The following is a 21,395-nucleotide window of genomic DNA, read 5'->3' on the forward strand; positions in this document are numbered from 1 at the left end:
TCCACCATCATGATGAATATCCTCGTTACCTCCGAAGACGCCGCGCGTCTCGCGCAGATCGCACGGCTCGCCGGCGACTGCGGCTTGTACCGCATCACGCGCGCAGCGGGCAAGCCTTCGCAGCTGGAAGGCCGGGCCGAGGGGCTCGACGCCTTCGACGCCCTGCTCGTGGACGCAGGCGCACTGCAAGCCGCGGAACTCGCCGTCATCGAGCGGCTTTGCCGCGAGCATCCGGGCCTCACCTGCATTCTGATTACAGCCGATGCTTCGCCGCAGACGTTGATCGAAGCCATGCGCGCCGGCGTGCGCGACGTGCTCGGCTGGCCGCTCGAACGGCAGACGCTTGCCGAAGCGCTCGAACGTGCCGCGGCACAACGTCCGGCACGCAGTGCAGGCGACGCGCACGACACGCAGTTCCTCTCGTTTATTTCCTGCAAAGGCGGTACGGGCACGAGCCTGATAGCGGGCAACGTCGCCTGGGAAATCGCGCAGATGCGCGACAAGCGCGTGCTGCTCGTGGACCTCAACCAGCAGTTCGGCGACGCCGCGTTTCTCGTCACCGACGAAACACCGCCCTCCACGCTGCCGCAGATGTGCGCACAGGTGGAGCGCATGGACGGCGCCTTTTTCGACGCAAGCGTGCTGCGCCTTTCGGAAAACTTCCACGTACTCGCGGGCGCGGGCGACCCGGTCAAGTCCGCCGAAATTCGCGAAGACGGACTCGAATGGATTCTTGGCGTGGCCGCGCCGCGCTATGACTTCGTGATTCTGGATCTGGGCGTGTCCATCAACCGCCTCTCCATGATCGCGCTCGACCTCAGCGAGCAGATCCATCTCGTCCTGCAGGCAAACATGCCTCACGTGCGGGCTGCGCGCCGCCTGCAGGAAATTCTCGTCTCGCTCGGCTACCCCGTGGACCGCATGCGGCTGATCCTCAACCGCTACGCGCGTTCGGGCGAGCGCGCCCGCGCGGCGCTGGAAGAAGTGCTGGGCCTGCGCGCGTGGCAGACCATTCCCGACGACGAGAGCGTGGTGACCGAGGCCATCAACCAGGGACTGCCCGTCTCGAAACTCGCGCGCAGCAGCAACGTGGCGCGCAGCCTGCAACGGTACGCCAACCAGATCGTGGAAGCGGCGCGCCCCGGCAACCAGGCCGCGGGGCGAGGCGAACCGCTTTTTGCGCGCCTGCTCGGCCGCGGCGCGTCGCCCAAGGCAGCAACCAGCTTGCCGCCGAAGGCGACGCCGAAACTCAGAACCATGTAAGCCCGAATCGAGGAGACCGCCATGTCATTGCGTGACCATATTTCGCTCCAGCGTGTGGCACCCGTTGCAGGGTTGGCCGACGCGCCGCGCCCCCACAACGGTGCCGCCCGTGAAGCGTGGCAGAAACTGCGCCGCGAGATTCACCTCGCGGTACTGGACCGCGTGGAGCTGGAACGTCTTTCGCGTCTGCCTGCGGACCAGGTGCGCCAGGAAATTGCGACGCTGGTGAGCCGCATTCTGGACGAACAGAAGCTGCCCACCAACGACCTCGAACGCAAGCAGCTTGCCATCGACGTGTACGACGAGATGTTCGGCTTCGGTCCGCTCGAAACGCTGCTGCGCGACCCGAGCATTTCGGACATCCTGGTGAACACGTATCAGCACACCTACGTGGAGCGCAACGGCCGGCTCGAACTCACAGACGTCACGTTCTACGACGACGCGCACCTCATGAAGGTGATCGAGAAGATCGTCTCGCGCGTGGGCCGGCGCATCGACGAGTCAAGCCCGATGGTGGACGCGCGCCTGCCCGACGGCTCGCGCGTCAACGCCATCATTCCGCCTTCCGCAGTGGACGGGCCGCTGCTTTCCATCCGCCGTTTTTCGGTCAATCCGCTGCAGGTGTCCGACCTCGTGCGGCTGCAAAGCCTCACGCCGCCCATTGCCGAGGTGCTCGAAGCCCTTGCGCGCGCGAAGGTCAACATTCTCGTTTCGGGCGGCACGGGCAGCGGCAAGACCACGCTGCTCAATATCCTTTCGGGATTCATTCCGGAATCCGAACGTATCGTGACGATCGAAGACGCGGCGGAACTGCAACTGCGTCAGCAGCATGTGCTGCGACTCGAAACGCGGCCGCCCAACATTGAAGGCAAGGGCGAAATCACGCAGCGCACGCTGGTGCGCAACGCGTTGCGTATGCGTCCGGACCGCATCATCCTGGGCGAAGTGCGCGGCGCCGAAGCGCTCGACATGCTCAACGCGATGAACACGGGTCACGAAGGGTCGCTCGCCACCATTCACGCGAACACCCCGCGCGATGCACTGACGCGCCTCGAAAACATGATCGGCCTGGTGGGCCTCGCGCTGCCGCCGAAGACCATGCGCCAGCAGATCGCTTCGGCCATCTCCGTGGTCGTGCAGGCCGCGCGCCTCACCGACGGGCGCCGCAAGATCGTGAGCATTCAGGAGATCACCGGCATGGAAGGCGACATGATCAACATGCAGGAAATTTTCACGTTCAAACGCACGGGGCTCGACGCGAACGGAAACGTGCGGGGCTACTTCTGCGCAACGGGCGTACGGCCGAAATTCACCGAGCGGCTGCAGGCGTTCGGCATCAACTTGCCCGATGCGATCTACGATCCGTCGCGCCATTTCGAAACCGCGTGACCGAAGGAGCTTCGCATGGACCCGACCTTCTACGCTTTCGTCATCCTGCTGTTCGTCGCGGTAGTGCTCGCGTTCGAAGGCCTCTATCAATGGTGGAACAGCCGTCACGGTCCGGCCGCGCGGCGCATCGAAGCGCGTATTCGCGCGATGTCCGCCGGCGGGCAGGTGCACAAGGAACAACTCTCCATCCTCAAGGACCGCATGCTGAACGAGGCGCGTCCGTTCGACCGCCTCCTGCTGCGCGTGCCGCGCATCCACTCGCTTGACCTCGTGCTCCAGCAGTCGGGGCTCGGGTGGTCCGTGGCCAAACTCGCGGGCGTGTCGGTCGCCATGGCTTCCGTGGCGCTGGCCGTGACGTCGATCCTGCCCGTGCCGATGCTCTATGCCGTGTTCGCCGCAGTGGGCGCCGCGTTTCTGCCGTCGCTCTTCGTGATGCGCAAGCGCACGAAGCGGCTCGCGAAGCTCGAACGTCAGTTGCCCGAAGTGTGCGACATGATTGCGCGCGCGCTGCGCTCAGGCCACGCGTTCACGAGCGCGATCGGCATGGTGAGCAGCGAGTTCGCCGAGCCGATGGGCGGTGAATTCCGCATCACGTTCGACGAGATCAATTACGGCGTCTCGCTTCAGGAAGCGCTCTTGAATCTCGCCGCACGCGTGCCGGTTCGCGACCTGCGCTACTTCGTGATCGCGGTGCTGATCCAGCGCGAGACCGGCGGCAATCTGGCCGAACTGCTCGACAGCATTGGCAGCCTGATTCGCGAGCGCTTCAAGCTGTTCGACAAGATTCGCGTGCTTTCCGCGGAAGGCCGGCTTTCCGCCTGGATACTGGGCCTGCTGCCGTTCGGCACGGCGGCGCTGATGATGCTGGTGAACCCTTCGTTCCTCGAAATTCTCTGGAAGGATCCGGCGGGGCTGAAGCTGGTTGAAACGGTGCTGCTTTCGATGGTCTCCGGCGTGCTGTGGATGCGCCGCATCATCCGTATCCGTGTCTAGCGCGTTTCGCTGCGCGTTTGCCGTAACCGCTTGCTCAAGGAGTCGCCATGCAAACCCTCAATTCCACGCACCTGCTCTTGCTGGGCGGCGTGTTCGTTCTCGTGTTCGCCGCCGCGTTCGGCGCCATGCTCGTATTCGCGCCGCGCAGCATGGAGCGCCGGCTTGCTCAGGCGGGCGCGGCGCCGCAAGGTGGGGCGCCCGCGGCCGATATGCCGTCGGGCACGCCGGACTGGGTCGCGAAGCTTGCCGAGATCGCGCAGCCGGTCTCCAGGCTTTCGCTACCCAAAGACGGCTGGGAGAATTCACCGCTGCGGCTCAAGCTCATGAACGCGGGATGGCGCACGCCGCACGCCGCGGGCATCTACCTTGCCGCCAAAACGCTGCTCGCGTTGGCCCTGCCCACCATCGCCACGCTCGTGCTGATCCACACGCCCCTCGCGCAAAAGCCCTATGGGCTCTCGGCGATGCTCGTGGTGCTCGGCGCGTTCGGCTATTACCTGCCGAACGGCGTGCTGTCGCGGCGCGTCGCGGCGCGACAGCGTGTGATCTTCGAAGACTTCCCCGACGCGCTCGATCTGCTGACCGTATGCGTGGAAGCGGGTCTGGGTCTGGATGCCGCGCTCATCAAGGTGGCCGAGGAACTGCGCCACCGCAGCAAGGTCGTGGCGGACGAACTGGAACTTACGCTGCTTGAAATGCGTTCGGGCTTCACGCGTGAAACGGCGCTGCGCAATCTCGCGCTGCGCACGGGCGTGGAAGACATCGATTCGTTCTGCACAATGCTGATTCAGGCCGAACGCTTCGGCACGAGCGTGGCGGATTCGCTGCGCGTGCTCTCCGACATGCTGCGCACGCGCCGCCGCATGCGCGCCGAGGAACGTGCGGCGAAGATCGCGCTGAAGCTGCTGTTTCCGCTGATCTTCTGCATTTTTCCGGCGCTGCTGACGGTGCTGTTGGGGCCGGCGTTTATCAATATTTATCGTGTGTTGTTGCCTACGTTGACGGGGCAGTGAGGGGCACGATTGGGGATGGCGCCTTGACCTTGACTATGCCGTGGAATGAGTTGTCTGGGGTGCCTTCGATCTGGCCCGGGAGAAGCTTGTCGGTTATTGATGGTCGCTGCCCCGCTTTGATGACGTTGCCTATTCAACTATGGCGCACGGAGAATGAGAAAGCTATTTGCTTCGCGTGCGCAGCGCGTCTTTCGATTGGAAACCTGAATGCCGTCCCTTACTTCCGATATTCGCGATCTGCGGCGAGCGCTTCGGTGTCAGTCCCGTGGTGTAGCGGGGGAGGAGTGCGTGACGCTTCGGCTGCTTCAGCGCGATCCATGCCGTGCGCGGCCGGTCGCCGGTACTGTTGCCACGAGCGGGCCGTTCCGGGTGGTACGTCGCCAGATCGACTTGCGGGAAAGACTGGTGCGAGGCTAGGGTGAAACAGGTCAACTGGGCATACACACCAGGTGAACGGCAAACACGAGGGCCAATGGGAAGCATACGAACTCCCACGAGTCAATCTGCCCGATTACGCATCCAGTCCGCGATTTCGAAGAACGATTGATGCAACCGCTCGCGCAGCATCCCCGGCAGGCCGGTTTGTTCCATCGCCATCGCCATGCATTTGACCCATTGATCGCGGTCTGCCGACGCAATGGCATAGGGTAGATGCTGTGACCGCAGGCATGGATGGCCGAAACGGCTAACGTAATGGTCCGGGCCGCCGAGCCAGCCGCACAGGAACCAGAACAGCTTGTCCCGCGTGTCGTCGAGCGTGGGCGGATGCATGGCGCGAAGCTCTGCGAACTCGGGCTCAAGGTCCATCAGGTCATAGAACCGGTCGACAAGTTGGCGCACACGCGCCTCGCCTCCAGCAAGATCGAAGGCCGTTATCTGTCGTGGGTCTTTGTCCGATATGTCTGTCATTTGCGAAATCCATGTGGAAAAGGCAGAAGCGATGGAGCGGGCTTCGTGCATGCCGGCGGCAACGCTATTGATGTCGACCATCGCGGCGCGCCCCGCTCGATCACGCAGTACGTCCAGCTCTATGGAGACGCTGAGCCGCGAAGTCGGGACAGTGGTTGAACCGACTTCGCGGCGTTTCCGTGAGGCGAACACGTGAGCTCCGCGGCATCTCCCCCGCCGCACGTCAGTATCTGGCGTCCGCCGGCTTGCCTCCTTGAGGCCAGTCATGAACCTTGGCAGCAAAGTCGGGACGGGGCTGTTGCGTGAAATACGCAGCCACGTCGAGCGCGTCTTGATCACTCAGGCCGCCTTGCCCCAAGGGGAATTCGTTGCGTGTCCCGATCGGCATGTTGTGCCGGACGAACGCGGCGGCGGTGTAGAGCCTCGCCATGCCGGCCCCGATGTTGAACGACGCGTCGCCCCATAGCGGGGGATAGACGTCGCGGCCGTCGGGCGCCTTTGTTCCTTCGCCGTTTGCGCCGTGACACGACGCGCATTGCGCCGCATACACTTCCTTGCCGTGAACCATGTTGGGCTTCAGGTTCCGGTTGAACTCGCCCACGCCGCGTCCGGGTATCTTTTTCTTCGGCTGGACTGTGCCCTTCATCCAGTCGAACCACGCCAGCATGGCCTTCATGTCCGCCGAATCAAGAGGCAGCGGTTTGCCGTTCATCGAGCGCAGCATGCAGCCGTTGATACGGTCGGCCAGCGTAATGACCTTGCCGGCACGCGCGGCATAGCTGGGAAACTGGGCGGAAAGACCCACGAACGGCGAGGCATCCGCAACCGTGCCCGCGTTGAGGTGGCAGCTCGCACAGTTGAGCGAGTTGCCGACGTTGCGTGGCAGCTGCGCTTTCGTGTCGACCATCAGCTGCATTCCGCGCGCGAGCTGTGCGGCGTTCTGCTGGTCGAGCATCGCGGCGAAACGCGGTGTCTGGAAGGTCGCCGGCGTGTCGGTCTTCAACGCCAGTTCGCGGCGAAGCTTCCCGACGGCGGACGCGCTCACGGGAACGCGCTGTCCTCCCCAGGTCGTGCGCGCGAACGTCAGGATGTCCGCCAGTTCCTCGTCGGAGAGCCTGTCGAACGCCGGCATCGTATAGACCCGTGGATGGGCTGCCGTCTGCGGCGTCTGCCATCCGGTCAGTACCACGTGAATGGAGGAAACCGGGTCGGCGGAAAGCAGGGCCGTGTTGCGGGACAGCGGCGGGAATACCGGCGTGAAGCCGCGACCGTCGGTCTGATGGCAGGAGGCGCAGAACTGCAGGTATCCGAGGCCGCCTCGGGTGGTCAGAAGCCCGGCCGGTTGCGCGTGCGCCGTCTGCGCTATCGGGCCGCCGTCTGCGCGTGCGCCCGCCGGTTTGCCGGACAGCGACACGAGATACGTTGCGATGGCGTTCAGATCCGCATCGCTCATGTATTGCGTGCTGTGATGAACGACGTCACCCATGCCGCCCGCTGCGTCACCGTAGCGGTTCTGGCCGGTCTTGAGCAAGGTGACGAGATCGCGGGTCGTCCACAGGTTACGCAGATTGACGGCATGCCACGAGTCGACCGTCGCGCCGGACAGGAATGCGCTGCCGTTGCTACCCGCGTCGGATAGCGCCTTTTCCTGAAACCCGATGCCACGTGGCGTATGACACGCGCCGCAATGGCCGGCGCCCTGCACGAGATACGCGCCCCGGTTCCATTCGGCGCTGCGCTGCGGGTCGGGCACGTAGGGCGCGCTGTCCAGGAACAGCCAGTTCCATGCGGCGAGCGTCCAGCGCATGTTGAACGGCCAGGGGATACCGGTTGCCCGGTTGGGCTGGCTGACCGGCTCGACGCCCTGCTTCAGGTAGGCAAACAGCGCGTGCATATCCTCGTCGTTCATCTTCGCGTACGACGGATAGGGCATCGCAGGGTAGAGGTAATGGTTGTCGGCGGCGATGCCTTTTCGCATGACCCGCTCGAACTGGGCAAAGGTGTAGCGGCCTATGCCGGTCGCGTCGTCGGGCGTGATGTTGGTCGAATACACGGCACCCAGCGGCGTGTTGAGCGGCAGCCCTCCGGCAATGGGTTTCCCGTTCGGGGCCGTATGACAGGCAACGCAATCGCCGAGGCGGGCAACGTACGCGCCGCGTGTGACGAGGTCTGCGTCCGGCCCCTTCGGTGCATCGGCCTGGGCGGCGAGCGCGTAGTGGACGCCCATCGCCAGGGCGGCGATGATCCAGCGCGAAAATTTTCGTTGTTTCATCTTGTACGGGTTCCCTGGTCGCACCGCGTGTGACGGCTGTGCCCGTCGTTCTTGTCCGGAGCGCTACGCGGCTTCGATGCACCGGCGTGGAGGCTCGCGTCTTTACAGCCGCTTCACGCGAGTCCAGCCGCTGCGGTGTTCGAACGGTGATTTGCCGGCCGCAGGACGTCTTCGCTTATTCCATAGTTGAATAAGCAAATTTCGGCGGGAAATATAGGACGCCCATTCCGGCTGTGTCAATGCAGACAGGCCGTGCACATGACGTATGCCGGTCTCCTTGACTGCGGGTGGTGTTCGGTCACTCGCGAATGCGGAGGCGCCGGATGCGCGCTCAAGGTCTCAGGCAGGGCTGACGGGTCGCAGCGGTTGTGGTTGGCGTCGCCACGCTCGTGGCATTTCGTCGCATCTCCGTTGCGGATCGACGCAAACGACGGCACGTCGCGCATATGCCGACTACGCCGTGTTTTGTGAGCGACGCCGTGTGCGGGGCGCACATCATCAGGAATGTCGCAGGAAGCTCCCGGCCTTGCGCTCCAGCAGCGCAATCAGTTCGGGCTGCATGAAGGCGTATTTGTCGGGGATGTCGAGACAGACGATTCTTTTGCCTTTCAGGAAAGGGCCGAATTTTCTGGAGAGCTTCGCCTTGTGTGCGCGCTCCATCACGAAAATGATGTCGGCCCAAGCGATCTGCCCGCTTGAGACTGGCGTTTGCGCATCGGGTGCCACGCCGGCAGAGTCCGTTTCAACGTCCTTCCAGCCGGAAAACACGTCTTCAGCCGTTGGGCTGCGCAACCGGTTCCTGCTGCAGATAAATAGTGCGCGGGTCATGCGTCGCCTTTCATGAGTCTCTTCCCTCACAACGGGCAAGCCACGATTCTCCCTCAGAGAATCAGGAGCTTGCGGATTTTCGCGAATCTGGGCGAGCGCGCCCGTATCAGGTCCACGATGTACTCGTGGCAGCAACGCTCTGGGGATGTTCGCCATAACATCGGCCACGCGCTGCGATGGCACGTGGCCCGCGGTTCGTCGTTGCATCCACCGTGCGTGAATGACAACGCCTACGCCAATCGCAAATCCCACAACACATCAAGTACGTGTTGCGTGGAACGCTCAACGTGCCCCGCACGGTGCGCAATACCGAGCCGACGCCACAACGCCGGGCGCAGCGGACGCATGGCAATGCGCTCGTCGGGCATGGGCGTAGTGGCCTCGTGGGGCAACAGCGCTGCGCCGTAACCTGCCGCTACCAGACTCTTGATCGCATCGTTGTAGTTGAGCTGAATGCGCGGCGAAGGATGGTGCCCTGCGGTCGCGAACCACTCCGCCGTCAGACGCGAAAGACGCGTGGTCGCGTCATTGAGAATGAGAGGTCGAGCGGCGAGCCACTCAGGGGTGATGCGGGCCGGACACCGCCACTGCGCTGGCACAAAGGCCATCACAGGGTCGCGGCGCCAGGGCTTTATCACGAGTCCAGCCACGGGTGGCTGAGGCAACGCGATCAACCCGACATCCAGCGTTCCATCCACCAGCCGGGACAGGGTTTCCTGCGAAGTGAGCACGGCAATCTGAATGTCGATGGCGGGATGGTGCTCGCGCAGGACCTCGAGCGCTTGCGGCAGCAGGTGGGCGATCACGCCTGTCGACGCGCCGAGACGCGCACGCCCTTCGAGTCCCGCTACCTGGCGTTGAATATCGTCTAACGCTTGCTCCGCGTCGGCCAGCAGTCGACGCGCGCGCTCTACCAGCTCCTCGCCTATGGGCGTCGGCCCCACCTGTCCGCGCTTGCGCAACAGGAGTGGCGCGCCAATGCGGTCTTCGAGTTCAGCGATGTGGAGGCTGACTGTGGGCGGCGCCAGGTTCAATGCACGCGCCGCATCGACAAATGAACCCCGATCGGCAACGGAAATCAGGGTGCGCAAACGGTCCAGGCTGATTTCTCGCATGTTGCCGTCCAGATTCAGAAAAACTGAATGTTCACGTCATGAAATTCAACTTCCTCTATTCTAGACGTCCGCGCAACATAGGGGCTCGATTTGCCTTTTTATAACCCACAGTCAGCGGAGTCACCCACGTATGAGCGCCCCCCTAGTTTTCATCGACGGCGACCAGGGCACCACCGGGCTGCAAATCCATGACCGGCTGCGCGACCGCACCGACATCAGACTGTTCACACTTGCCGCTGCGGAGCGCAAAGACTCGCGGCGTCGTGCAGAAGCTATCAACGCCTGCGACATCGCCATGCTTTGTTTGCCCGATGCCGCCGCGCGCGAGGCAGTGGGCGCCATCGTCAATCCTGCCGTCCGCGTTATCGACGCAAGCTCCGCCCATCGCACGCAGCCGGACTGGACTTACGGTTTCCCGGAAATGTCGCCGGGGCAGGCTGGGCACATTGCGAGCGCACGTCGGGTCACCAATCCCGGTTGCTATCCGACTGGTGCAGTTGGTCTGCTGCGTCCATTGATGCAGGCAGGGCTCATACCGGGCAATTACCCGATCAGCATCCACGCGGTATCCGGCTACTCCGGACGGGGACGTGCCGGCGTGGAGGAACACGAGGGGCCGGGCGCGGCCAACGCGCCTTCATACCAGGTCTACGGTCTGGAACTCGCGCACAAGCACGCGCCGGAGATCCAGCAGCACGCCTTGCTTGCGCAACGTCCCATTTTCGTCCCTGCGTATGGAGCGTTCCGCCAGGGCATCGTGCTGACGGTGCCGCTGGCGTTGACGCTGCTGGCGCCCGGCGTGGAGGGGGCCACGTTACACGCCTGTCTCGCACGTCACTATGCCGAGGCGGCCCACGTGCGTGTCTTGCCGCTGCACGAATCGGGCGGCCTGGCGCCCCTGGATCCGCAAGCGCTGAACGGTACGAACGACATGCACCTGGGCGTGTTTCCCAACATGGAGCACGGGCATGTCCTCCTGTCCGCGGTGTTCGACAATCTCGGCAAGGGAGCATCCGGTGCCGCGGTTCAGAACCTGAACCTCATGCTCACGCAGCAATAGTGGCCGATGGTTCGAGCTAACTGGCTGGCTAGGGGTCGATGCAAGCCGATCGCATCGGGCAGAGGTCGGGCAAAAGCAGCCCTTCGACTGCACGGTCATCGCCGGCTAGTTAGAAGCTCCGTCTCACAACAAGAAATGCTCCCGCTATAAGGAGAACTCCGCCCAGAACGGAAAAGGCATGTGACTGGAAATAGTTCGCTGACGTCGACCTGCTTGCATCGACAATCAGCCCAGTAACAAGCTGGCTGGCGACCAAAACGGCTATGGTGGATGCTGCGCCAATCCGCTGATATCCATGTATTCCGGCGAAGACAAAGAACGAGCCCAGCAATCCTGGCAACAGTGACCAGGGTCGAATAGTTCCAACGGCTTCGACGATGCCATCAAGGCCGTTGCGGCCCAACAGAAGGAGGAGCAGAAGCCCCAGACCAGCGCCCGAATTAATCACCAGGGCTATAAGTACCGTTGAGGCTGTTGCGGTGATGCGTACCATCAGAAGATTCTGCACAATCAACGATATGCCCGCCGCGATAAGCAGCAGTATCGTGAAACTCCGGTTCATGGGACTCCTGACATATCGTTTGCAATTAAGCCGAGTTCGAGGCGCACGGAAGCCTATTTATCATTCCGCTTTCTTGGCGTCCGGCTCAGTGCGTGGGTCGATGGTCAGTTGGAGAAAGGCCAGGTCGAGCCACCGACCGAACTTCGTTCCGACCTCCTTCAGAAGCCCAACCTGCTCGAATCCGAGTTTCCGATGCAACTGGATGGAGATATCGTTTCCTGCCTCTATCCCTGCGACCATCACATGCTTACCGAGAGAGCGCGCACGCTCGATGAGCGCGACCATTAGTGCTTTCCCCGTTCCAGCCCCGCGGCAGTTCTTGTTGACGTAGACGGAGTGCTCGACCGTGTGCCTGTAGCCGTCAAAGGCCCGCCAGTCGCCGAATGACGCATAGCCGAGAACTGTCTGGTCGTCGTCGACGGCCACAATGACCGGGTAGCCGACACGTTGTCTTTCTGCAAGCCACGCCTGACGGTTAGCCGCATCGACGGCAATCTCATTCCAGATTGCTGTCGTATTGAGCACGGCATCGTTGTAAATCGCCACGATGCCATCGATGTCGCCCACATTTGCGTCCCGTATCTGCATATTGCCCTCCTGTTGTTTGTTCACGATAATGCGGCGTTTGTCCACTATATTGGATAGCGGTAGCGCAGCCCCTCTTATCTTGTCTATTATAATATAACCTATGTCCACTAAAGTAGATATCCTTGATGTGCGCATTGGCGCGCGAATTCGAATCGAGCGTGAAAGCCGTGGCTGGTCTCTGACGGATTTGGCCGAACGGTCCGGGGTGTCACGGGCAATGATTCACAAAATCGAGAGGGCGGAGAGCAGCCCGACAGCCATGCTTCTCGGGAGGTTGTCTGGCGCTTTCAGTCTGAGTATGTCCACGCTGATGGCCCGCGCAGAAATGCCGGAGGGACGACTGCTGAGGAAGAAAGACCAACCTGTCTGGACTGACCCGCAGAGCGGCTATCGCCGACGTCACGTTTCGCCCCGTTCGGATATGCCACTTGATTTGGTGCATATTGAACTGCCGCCAGGCGCCGCGATTCCCATGCCGGCGTCTGCCTACGCCTTCCAACGACAGCTGATTTGGGTGTTACAGGGTACTTTGGTATTTGTAGAAGGCAAGATGCGCCATGAGCTGGAGGAAGGGGACTGCCTTGAACTCGGTCCTCCTGCCGACTGTGAATTCAAAAATGAAAGTTCGCACGCGTGTATCTACGCAGTTGCTGTACTGAAGAATTAGAACAAATGGCTTGCAGGCCGCTCCTCCGAACGATGGGCATTTGTGCTGTGCCGGGAGATGCTTTCTCTCAAGCCGAAGCTGTAGCGGGAATGACCGTTTGCGGACAGCCAAACGCCTCCAAAAATCACGCCCCTTCCCCCGCCCCCACCCGCACCGATCCCCACAACATCCGATACAGCATCCACACCCCCAGCGCCCCGCTCGCGAGCGCCCACAACCGCCACGGCGCCATCCAGTCCGCCGTCGCCGCGTTCCATTCGCGCGCCCCGAGATACACGGCAGACGTCACTACCGCGACGTTGTAAAACGCGTGCAACAGCATGCACGGCAGCAGCGAACGCGTGCGTCGGTACAGCGCGCCGTTCACGCAGCCCAGCACGAAGCCCACCATGAACTGGTACACGTTGAGGTGCGCAAGTCCGAACACGGCAGCCGAATGCACGATAGCGACGCCAGGCGGATATTGCCGCAGGAAGCTGCGCAGGATGATGCCGCGAAACAGCATCTCCTCGACGATGGGCGCAATCACGCAGACCAGCGCCAGCGTGCCGAGTCCGCCTTTCATGAATTGCTCGCTGCCCGCCTGCATGGTTGGGCTCATCGGAAACAGCAATACGACCAGCATCTGCAGCAGGTTGCACACGAGCAGCAGGCCCAGCGCGAGCAGCAGGATGGGCAGCGTGAAGAGCGCAAACGTGGCCGTCCACGAACTGCCGTTCTCGTGCAGCAATTCACGGTAGGTCGCCTTGCTGTGATGCAGCAGCACAGTGAAGCCCATTCCATAGGCGAGCACGCGGCCGATGCTGTAGATCGCCATGGGTTGTAGCCCCGCGCTGCGGCCCGGCTGCGCGATGATCGCGTTGACCAGCATCTCCCCGAAGTACAACGCGACCAGCACAAAGAACGCTTCCAGCAGGTTCGGAAAGCAATATTGGTGTTGTGGCGGCTTCATGGCTTCATGGTCCGTGATGTTCGAAGCTGTTGCGCGCTACGCGCGAAATGCGCGTCCCCGTCGGGGTTATCGTCAATACGGCTGCAAAACCTTAGTGCGTCGCACTTCGGGCCGCGAGCGGCGGCTCGGGCAGCACTCGGCATCGCATTGCTCCGCATCGCATAAAACAGCACGCCAGCAACGCCACTTCCTCCCACACCGAATCCCGTCACGCCGCTGCCACAGGCGCCCTGCACGATGGAAAGCGTTGATACGCGCAGGAACGGGCTGGCCGCACCGCACGCCCGCACGCCAGCGCGCTTGCAAGGGCCTTACATCGTCCACGGAGGAGGCTGCCATGCCCGCGTCGAACTCACCGAACGCACAAGACGCACTCAACGCGCTACACAAAAACCAGAGCACCTTCGCGAAGGCAGGCGTGCTTTCGGTGCGCACCGGCCTCAGCTGGCGTACTGCCGCGGCGCCAGCCCAGCACGCCATCGTCGTCACGGCCCAGCCCGATCACGTCGCCGCCCTGCGCGCGCACTTGCCCGCCACGCTCGACAACATCCCCGTCGACGTGCGCGCTGCCAATCCGATGGAACAAATGCGCGCGCTCGACCCCGCGCGTTATCTGGCCCTCGCGGAAGCGCGCCAGGAGCTTCGGCAACCCGACTTTGACGGCGAGATTTTCTTCGACGGCAAAGGCAACGCCGCGCCGCAGCACCCTGCCCCGCTCACGGCGTTCTTCGCCGCGCGCGCTCACAAGCCGCAAGAGCCCTACACCCCTGCGCCAGGCGCGAGTCTCGATGAAGTGACGGCGCCCGTCACGCTCGTGCTGCACGCGAGCCCCGACGCCGGCTGGGCGCAGCTCTCGAATTTCCTCGCGGGCGTTCGCGAGAATCTCGTGGTGGGCATGTACGACTTCACGTCCGCACACGTGCTCTCGGCCGTCGAAGCCGCACTCGCGGGCGGCAAGACGATGACGCTCACGCTCGACCACCCTGCGAAAAATCACACGGCGGATCAGACCGACGAAGAGACGCAAGCCGACCTGCACGAGTCGCTCGGCGACCATTTCAACGGCACCTGGGCGCTCACGAATTCGGACCCGAAGGCGCCTGTGTGGATCTATCCGAACGCGTATCACATCAAGGTCGCGGTGCGCGAAGACGACACGTTCTGGCTCTCGTCGGGCAACTGGAACAACAGCAACCAGCCGGAGATCGATCTCTCGGACCCGGCCGCAGCCCGCAAGATCGCCGCGAATAGCGATCGCGACTGGCACGTCATTGCCACCAGCGACACACTGGCCGCCACGTTCCGCGCGTTTTTACAGCACGACTACGACGTGGCGAGCGAAGCCATCGCGCAGACCGCAACGACAAGCGCCGGCGTAGCGGCACGCATGGCGATGCTCAACGAAGGCGTTCCGCCCGGGATGCTCGAGATGTTCGCCGCCGGCAAGGCCCCGCGCGAATTCTTCGCGCCGCGCACGCTCGCCGACACCATCCGCATCCAGCCGCTGCTCACACCGGACAACTACCACGCGCACGTCAAGGCGCTCATCGACTCCACGCAACAGACGTTCTATATGCAGACGCAGTACATCCACCCGAGCGGCCACGCCGGGGACGAAGACCACGACGCGCTGATCGCGGCAGTCAAAACACTCGTGGATAAAGGGCTCGACGTGCGCCTCATCACGAGCCAGTACCAGACCGACGCCTGGGTCGAAAAGCTCGCGAATGCCGGCGTGCCCGCCTCCGTGCTGCGACGTCAGGCGAATGTGCACAACAAGGGCATCGTGGTGGACGGCAGCACGGTCATGGTGAGCAGCCAGAACTGGTCCGCGGACGGCACGCTGAGAAACCGCGACGCGGGGCTCATCATCCACCACGCCGAGGCTGCCGCCTATTTCCAGCAGATCTTCCTGCACGACTGGGCCAACCTCGCCTCGCCGGTCGCGAGCTGACGGCTCTGGCGAGCGAAACGCCAACTCTCATGTTTTTCCGGCCGCGGCCGTTAACCGTGCATCAGCATTCGTACGGATACGGCCTCGCATGGCAAGCAGCGAGGCAGAGCACCGCCACGCCGGATGACGCCTTCCCCCTCAGTCTTCGTTTCGCTGCTGTTCGCGCTCTGCGGCGCACTGCTGCCCGTGCGCGGCGGCGCCGCCGTGTCGGAGCCAGGGTCTTCGACGCAACCCGGCGCCCCGCTCAACGAGCGCATCGTCATGGTGCCGGTGCAGTCGTCGCCGCCTGTGCGGCTGCAGGTCACGCTGTACATGCCCGGGCGGGGCGGCCCGTTTCCGCTCGCGCTCGTCAATCACGGCGCCTCGCACGACCCGGCCAATGCGCCGCGCGTCGCCGACGAATTCATCCCGTATTACTTCCTCTCGCGCGGCTATGCCGTTGCCATGCCGATGATGCGCGGCTACGCCGGCTCCGAAGGCCAGTTGGTGCCGCACGGCTGCGACGTGACCGCGATCGGGCTCGACGCCGCGCGCGACATCCGCAAGGTGCTCGACGACGTGAAAGACCTGCCCGGCATCGACGCTTCACGCATCGTCGTGGCCGGCAAGAGCATGGGCGGCTGGAACACGCTCGCGTTCGGCTCGCTGAATCCGCCTGACGTGAAGGGCCTGCTCAACTTCGCGGGCGGCGTGAAGGAGTCCGACTGCCACTCGCCCGATGCGAGCCTCGTCGCCGCCGCAGCGCAACTGGGAGCACGCACGAAACTGCCTTCCATGTGGTTCTACGGCGACAACGATCAGACCTTCGCCACGCCCACATGGCAGGCCATGTTCCGCCAATACACGGCGAACGGCGGCCGCGCGCAACTGGTGGACTACGGCCCCTTCCAGAAAGACGCGCACGCAATGACGGCTTCCGGCGCAGGCTTGCCGCTATGGGTGCAAAAGGCCGACGCGTTTCTTGCGAGCATCGGTATGCCGGGCCGCGAAGTGAATCCCGAGTATCTGCCGGGGCGTGGTCCGCGCGCCACGTCCTATGCCGACATCGGCGATCTCAGCGCGGTGCCCTATCTGGACGACGCGCAGAAAGAGAAGCTCTACCGCGGTTTTCTCGCGGCGCCGTTGCCGCGCGCGATCGCCATTGGCATCACCAGCGGCGCATGGGCGTCGGGCGGTTTCGATGCCAGCGAGGCCGCGATGAAGCGATGCTGGGCCGTCACGCAGTATTGCCGGCTCTACGCCGTGGACAACGCAGTGGTGTGGCCGCGCGACGCGTCCGCCCCGCCGCGCACGAACTTCGCTGCGCTCGCCAATGCGAACGCGGTGCCGTATCTCTCCGCCAAAGGGCGCGCCGCCTACGCGGACTTTCTCAAGGCACGCCGGCCACGTGCGTTTGCGATTGCGCCCGATGGCGCATGGGGCACGGCGTCGGGGCTCGATGCGCTCTCGTCCGCGCTCGTGCAGTGCGCGGCGGGCCATACCGGCTGCCGCCTCTACGCCGTGGATAGCGATGTGGTCTGGAGCACGAACCGTTGAGCACGATGCCGCTCACTCGGCGCGCCTGCACGACTTCACGCCAGCAATCGCTTCGAGCCGCTCGCACACGGCCTGGAATTCGCCTTCGGTAACGCGCGAAAAAGCGATGGATACGTCATCGAGATCGGGGTCGTCTTCCGACTGCTGGACGATGAACTGCTTGACCCGCACGCTGCCCGTGTCGAGCACGCTGTGAATGGTATCGAGCGAAATGCTGCCGCGCTCCACCACCAGTTCGATGCTGCGTCGCTGCCGCACCGAAATGAAGCGCCGTTCCAGCGGCTTCACACCCGCGAGAATGGCAAGGATGATGACCGTCGCGCCCACCGAGGCGGTGTACATGCCGCCGCCCACCGCGAGCCCGATGCCCGCAACGGACCACAAACTCGCCGCCGTCGTGAGCCCGCGCACGATCTCGCCACGCAGCAGAATGGACCCGGCGCCCAGAAAGCCGATGCCGGAAACCACCTGCGCGGCGACCCGCGACGGGTCGAGCACGACGTCCTTCTGGCCGAGTACGTCGGCAAAACCGAACGCCGACACCAGCATGATCAACGCGGAGCCCACGCACACCAGCATGTGCGTGCGCAGGCCTGCGGCCCAGTTGAGTCGTTCGCGCTCGAAGCCGATGACACTGCCAAGCAGCGCCGCAAGCAGCAGGCGCGATAACAGTTCGATGTTGCCGATCATGTGCGGACACCCCAGGTCATGGCAATGGGGGCATGGTACGGCAGCAAGCCCTACCTTGCAGGCCATTTACATGCTGCGTGGCCTCTGCACCGCAGCATGCGGGCGCCCATACGGTTACGCGAGCGCGACCACCGCAATCTCCACGAGCAGATGCGGCGCGGCCAGCTTCGCCTCCACCGTGGCGCGCGTGGGTGCACAACCTTCGGGCACCCATGCGTCCCACACTTCATTCATGCCCGCGAAGTCGCGCTCGATGTTGGCGAGCCACACCTGCGCGGAAACGAGCCGCGTCTTGTCGATGCCGGCTTTGGCGAGAAAGCCGTCGATTTTCTCCAGCACCTTCGCGGTCTGGACCTTGACGTCAGGCGCGGGATCGGCCGACGTCTGGCCGCCGACAAACACGAGCCCCGCGGCCTTCACCACGCGGCTCATACGCTGATTGGTTTCGATACGAACGATATCGGACATACGCTTGTGCGCTCCTTCGCCGTGACGGCGAGACGAGAGGTTGAACGAAGCCGCGCCGGGAATACGAGGTGACGCGGTGGCGCGGCAGACAGTAGCGTGCTGCGTCGCAAAGGAGCGCGGCGCAGCACGCATGAGAAAGGATTGAAAGAGGATTGAAAAACGCGGCCCGTCTACCGCTCAATGCGCAGCGACGTGGGCATTGGAACCTTCAACCTCTGCAGACGCAGGCACCGCAGCATCGAAGCGATCGATCCCGAACGCGTCCAGCGGCAACGACGCCTCGCCGTCCAGCATCAGTTCGGACACCAGACGTCCGCAGCCCGGCCCCAGTTGAAAGCCACTGCCGCAATAGCCGAACGAGTAGTAGAGGTTCGACGCGGTACGGCTTGCCGAGATGACCGGCAGCGAATCGTCCGTGAACGCTTCCACGCCGGCCCACGCGCGGTTGATGCCCAGATGCCTCAAGTGCGGAAACAGGTCCACCACGGTCTGCGCGCTCTTCACGAGCCGCAGAAAGTCCACTTCGCCGTGGCGTCCCGGCAGATCCGCGATGCCGATCAGCTTGCCGCCAATCACCACCGTGCCGTTGTCGAACTGCTTGAAGGATAGCGGCCGGCCTGTGGCGCCCAGCGTCGCGCGGCAGAACGGCGCCACGCGATGCGTGACCATCAGCATGAGCCCTTCGGGATGCACCGGCACCGGCTCGCCCGCCTGCCGCGCCAGTTCGCCCGACCACGCACCGGCCGCCACCAGCAGCTTGTGCGCCGCGAACACACCGCGCGCGGTGTGAGCCATCCAGCGCGAGCCGCGCGGCTCGATGCGCGTCACGGGCGTGCCTTCGTGAAAGCGCACGCCGTGGCGTTGCGCCGCGAGACGAAACGCGGTTGTGGTGCGAAACGGCAACGCGTAACCGTCGCGCTCCACCCAGATGCCGCCCGTCACGTGCTTTGCGAGCGCGGGCTCCAAGGCGAGCACGGTCTCGCGATCCACGATCTTCTCGTGCGTGAAGCCGTGCGCTTCGAGCACGGCCACGCGCTCGCGGCATTCATCGAGTTCGGCGTCGGTCTCGGCAATCTTCAGTTGGCCCGAAGGCACGAAGCCGCCGTCGTCGCCCACGGTGTCGCGCAGCGCATGCCAGATCTCGCGCGACATGAGCGCAAGCGGAATCTCGGGCAACGGCCGGCCCAAGGTACGCACGCCACCCGCATTCACGCCCGACGAATGGCGTGCCACGTAGTCGGCTTCCAGCACGATCACGCTCGCACCGCGTCGTGCGAGGTGAAACGCGCTGCTCGTGCCGTGCAGGCCGCCGCCGATCACGAGGACGTCGGCTTCCTCCACGACGTTCGCAGCAAGAGCGAGGGCGTCATTCACCGGCAAGCTCTCCCAGCGTAAGCGGCTTGATAGGCGGACGAATGCGGTAGTAGCCCACTTCCTCGGGCGACACCTTGCGCGCATCCGCGATGACCTCGGTCACGGTGAGCCCGCACATGCGCCCCTGGCACGGCCCCATGCCGCAGCGGCCGAACGACTTCGCCTGGTTCGGGCCCACGCAGCCCAGCGCCACGAAGCCGCGCAGCTCGCCCGCCGTCACTTCCTCGCAGCGGCAGACCACGGTGCTGTCCGCGGGAATGCGGTTCGCGTCGCGTGGCCGGTAGAGGCTGTCGAGGAACGGACGAATGCGCATCACACGTTCCAGCGCCGCGCGATGCACGGCGGCCTCGCGGTCGCGCGTAGCGGCATCGATGGCGCCCAGTTGCGCCGTAGCGGCAAGCGCCGCGAGCGTGCCCTGCTCCGCCGCGGCCTGCGCGCCGCCAATGCCGGCGCCGTCGCCCGCCACGAAGATGCCGGGCACGTCGAGTTCGCCCCATGCGTCCACCTGCGGGGTGAAGCAGAGTTGCGCGTCGTTCCAGCGATGCGTTGCTCGCAACGCCTGCGTGAATTGCGTATTGGGCACCACGCCCTGATGCAGCAGGATCACGTCGGCTTCGATGCGATGCGTGCGACCCTGGCTCGTGAACGAAAGCGCTGTGGCACGCTGCACGCCGTTACCGTCCGCTTTGCCCTCCACGCTGAGGTTGTCCGCAGCTTCGTAGATGGGCACGCGCGCCTCGCGCAGCGTGCGGATCAAATGCAGGCCCTTGCTCAGAAACGGCCACGCGCGCAGCGCCGAGAGCAGATGACGTTTCGCGCGCCAACGGTCCTCGTGCCGCGTCGTATCGACGAGCGCGCGAATCGGCACGCCTGCGCGCACGTACTGCCAGCCGAGCAGGTACAGCAGCGGTCCGCAGCCCGCGAGCACGGGCGCCGAAGCAGGCACCTCGCCCGCGCTTTTCAGCAGGATCTGCGCCGCGCCCGCCGTCATGACGCCGGGCAGCGTCCAGCCCGGAATGGGAAACGGCCGCTCCAGCGCGCCGCTCGCGAGAATCACGCGCTTCGCCTCGAAGCTGCCCACCTTGCCGTCCTTCAAGTAGTGGACCGCGTGCTCGCGCGTGACCTGCCACACCGACGCATTCGCCACGTGCCGCGCGCCCGATTGCGCGAACGCATCGGCAATCGACGCACCGGCTGCGTAGTCGGGGCCGAGGATCTCTTTGCGCTGCGCGTCGGCGCGGCCAATGGCGCGATAGATCTGGCCGCCCACGGCGTCTTGCTCGTCGAGCAGCACCACCGAAAGGCCCGCACGCGCCGCGCGCGTGGCCGCGCTCATGCCTGCGGGGCCGGCGCCCACTACGACAACGTCGACGTTTTCCGAAGCGAAATCAGCGGCCATGAACGGTCTCCGGCAAGTCGGCCTTCACGGGCGGCAGGTCGCGCGCGCCTTCCTGGGAGCGGATGCGCATGCCGTCCTTCACTTCCACCATGCAGCTTTGGCGGCTCGGCACGCCGTCTATTTCCACGAGGCATTCGAAACACGCGCCCATCATGCAGTACGGCGCACGCGGCGAACCCGAGACGGGCGTTGCGCGAAAACGCGACACACCTGCCGCGAGCAGCGCGGCGGCCACGGACCGGCCCGTGGGCACGGCAAGCGGCTGGTCGTTGAACCAGATGCGTGCGAGCGCGGTTTCGGGCGTCGCGCCTTCGGCCGGCAGCGGCTTGAACAGCGGGTAACCAGTCTGAGAAATCATGTTGG

20 protein-coding genes are annotated in these 21,395 nt (G+C 64.2%); 8 read left to right on the forward strand and 12 right to left on the reverse strand.

The annotated features are described in order from the left end of the window. Window positions 1-9: 9 nt before the first annotated feature. From PKKP23_RS26715 to PKKP23_RS26730, 4 genes are read left to right on the forward strand one after another with little or no spacing between them, the layout of a single operon-like run. Window positions 10-1,263 carry a CpaE/TadZ family protein gene (locus PKKP23_RS26715; RefSeq protein WP_126879107.1) on the forward strand — a complete coding sequence of 418 codons (1,254 nt, stop codon included), beginning with the start codon at window positions 10-12 and terminating at the stop codon, window positions 1,261-1,263. 21 nt (window positions 1,264-1,284) lie between these two features. Continuing rightward, entirely contained in the window at window positions 1,285-2,652 is a 1,368-nt protein-coding gene (locus tag PKKP23_RS26720) for a TadA family conjugal transfer-associated ATPase (RefSeq protein WP_017775226.1), read from the forward strand. Between the two features lie 15 nt (window positions 2,653-2,667). Next, on the forward strand, window positions 2,668-3,645 hold the full coding sequence (locus PKKP23_RS26725) for a type II secretion system F family protein (protein WP_126879108.1): 978 nt from the start codon (window positions 2,668-2,670) through the stop codon (window positions 3,643-3,645). A gap of 47 nt (window positions 3,646-3,692) precedes the next feature. Next, window positions 3,693-4,658 carry a type II secretion system F family protein gene (locus PKKP23_RS26730; protein ID WP_126879109.1) on the forward strand — a complete coding sequence of 322 codons (966 nt, stop codon included), beginning with the start codon at window positions 3,693-3,695 and terminating at the stop codon, window positions 4,656-4,658. Between the two features lie 498 nt (window positions 4,659-5,156). Here the strand turns inward: PKKP23_RS26730 and PKKP23_RS26735 are convergent, their stop codons facing one another. The 4 genes from PKKP23_RS26735 to PKKP23_RS26750 all read right to left on the reverse strand — a co-directional run bounded on the left by PKKP23_RS26735 (window position 5,157) and on the right by PKKP23_RS26750 (window position 9,782). Further along, window positions 5,157-5,567, reverse strand: a complete 411-nt coding sequence (locus tag PKKP23_RS26735; RefSeq protein WP_126879180.1) for a group II truncated hemoglobin — start codon at window positions 5,565-5,567, stop codon at window positions 5,157-5,159. Window positions 5,568-5,790: 223 nt separating this feature from the next. Then, window positions 5,791-7,839: a c-type cytochrome gene (locus PKKP23_RS26740; protein WP_126879110.1), complete on the reverse strand. Its 2,049-nt coding sequence runs from the start codon at window positions 7,837-7,839 to the stop codon at window positions 5,791-5,793. A 498-nt stretch (window positions 7,840-8,337) separates the two neighbouring features. Continuing rightward, window positions 8,338-8,667, reverse strand: coding sequence for a low molecular weight protein tyrosine phosphatase family protein (locus tag PKKP23_RS26745; RefSeq protein WP_126879111.1), 330 nt, complete (start codon window positions 8,665-8,667; stop codon window positions 8,338-8,340). A 230-nt stretch (window positions 8,668-8,897) separates the two neighbouring features. Further along, window positions 8,898-9,782 (reverse strand): LysR family transcriptional regulator, encoded by an 885-nt coding sequence (locus tag PKKP23_RS26750; protein WP_126879112.1) that lies wholly within the window; start codon window positions 9,780-9,782, stop codon window positions 8,898-8,900. Between the two features lie 130 nt (window positions 9,783-9,912). On the opposite strand from PKKP23_RS26750, the gene argC reads away from it, so the two are divergent. Then, a complete protein-coding gene (gene argC, locus PKKP23_RS26755) occupies window positions 9,913-10,842 on the forward strand; it encodes an N-acetyl-gamma-glutamyl-phosphate reductase (RefSeq protein WP_126879113.1) in 930 nt (309 codons plus the stop codon). Window positions 10,843-10,951: 109 nt separating this feature from the next. On the opposite strand, the gene PKKP23_RS26760 is transcribed toward argC, so the two are convergent. Continuing rightward, window positions 10,952-11,404, reverse strand: coding sequence for a DMT family transporter (locus tag PKKP23_RS26760; protein ID WP_126879114.1), 453 nt, complete (start codon window positions 11,402-11,404; stop codon window positions 10,952-10,954). 60 nt (window positions 11,405-11,464) lie between these two features. After that, a complete protein-coding gene (locus PKKP23_RS26765) occupies window positions 11,465-11,992 on the reverse strand; it encodes a GNAT family N-acetyltransferase (protein ID WP_126879181.1) in 528 nt (175 codons plus the stop codon). Between the two features lie 100 nt (window positions 11,993-12,092). Between PKKP23_RS26765 and PKKP23_RS26770 the strand changes: the two genes are divergently transcribed. Further along, window positions 12,093-12,659: a helix-turn-helix domain-containing protein gene (locus PKKP23_RS26770; protein ID WP_126879115.1), complete on the forward strand. Its 567-nt coding sequence runs from the start codon at window positions 12,093-12,095 to the stop codon at window positions 12,657-12,659. 124 nt (window positions 12,660-12,783) lie between these two features. Here PKKP23_RS26770 and PKKP23_RS26775 read toward each other — a convergent pair whose 3' ends face one another. Continuing rightward, a complete protein-coding gene (locus PKKP23_RS26775; protein ID WP_126879116.1) occupies window positions 12,784-13,611 on the reverse strand; it encodes a CPBP family intramembrane glutamic endopeptidase in 828 nt (275 codons plus the stop codon). Between the two features lie 337 nt (window positions 13,612-13,948). Here PKKP23_RS26775 and PKKP23_RS26780 point away from each other — a divergent pair, with 337 nt between their 5' ends. Both PKKP23_RS26780 and PKKP23_RS26785 read left to right on the forward strand, forming a co-directional pair. Further along, a complete protein-coding gene (locus PKKP23_RS26780) occupies window positions 13,949-15,565 on the forward strand; it encodes a phospholipase D-like domain-containing protein (RefSeq protein WP_161978149.1) in 1,617 nt (538 codons plus the stop codon). A 123-nt stretch (window positions 15,566-15,688) separates the two neighbouring features. Beyond that, window positions 15,689-17,101, forward strand: coding sequence for a dienelactone hydrolase family protein (locus PKKP23_RS26785; RefSeq protein ID WP_126879118.1), 1,413 nt, complete (start codon window positions 15,689-15,691; stop codon window positions 17,099-17,101). A gap of 12 nt (window positions 17,102-17,113) precedes the next feature. Here the strand turns inward: PKKP23_RS26785 and PKKP23_RS26790 are convergent, their stop codons facing one another. From PKKP23_RS26790 to PKKP23_RS26810, 5 genes are all read right to left on the reverse strand, one after another. Then, on the reverse strand, window positions 17,114-17,791 hold the full coding sequence (locus PKKP23_RS26790) for an MgtC/SapB family protein (RefSeq protein ID WP_126879119.1): 678 nt from the start codon (window positions 17,789-17,791) through the stop codon (window positions 17,114-17,116). A gap of 114 nt (window positions 17,792-17,905) precedes the next feature. Beyond that, the gene (locus tag PKKP23_RS26795; protein WP_126879120.1) at window positions 17,906-18,259 is read right to left on the reverse strand and encodes a RidA family protein; all 354 of its coding nucleotides are present in this window, start codon (window positions 18,257-18,259) and stop codon (window positions 17,906-17,908) included. A 177-nt stretch (window positions 18,260-18,436) separates the two neighbouring features. Then, window positions 18,437-19,633: an NAD(P)/FAD-dependent oxidoreductase gene (locus PKKP23_RS26800; RefSeq protein WP_126879121.1), complete on the reverse strand. Its 1,197-nt coding sequence runs from the start codon at window positions 19,631-19,633 to the stop codon at window positions 18,437-18,439. Beyond that, a complete protein-coding gene (locus PKKP23_RS26805; protein ID WP_126879122.1) occupies window positions 19,626-21,032 on the reverse strand; it encodes an NAD(P)/FAD-dependent oxidoreductase in 1,407 nt (468 codons plus the stop codon). The genes PKKP23_RS26800 and PKKP23_RS26805 overlap by 8 nt, the downstream gene beginning before the upstream one ends. Next, window positions 21,022-21,390, reverse strand: a complete 369-nt coding sequence (locus PKKP23_RS26810) for a (2Fe-2S)-binding protein (RefSeq protein ID WP_017775214.1) — start codon at window positions 21,388-21,390, stop codon at window positions 21,022-21,024. The genes PKKP23_RS26805 and PKKP23_RS26810 overlap by 11 nt, the downstream gene beginning before the upstream one ends. Between the last annotated feature and the right edge of the window lie 5 nt (window positions 21,391-21,395).

Source organism: Paraburkholderia kururiensis JCM 10599 = LMG 19447 (assembly GCF_003986935.1).
In the GTDB taxonomy this organism is placed as follows: Bacteria; Pseudomonadota; Gammaproteobacteria; order Burkholderiales; family Burkholderiaceae; genus Paraburkholderia; species Paraburkholderia kururiensis.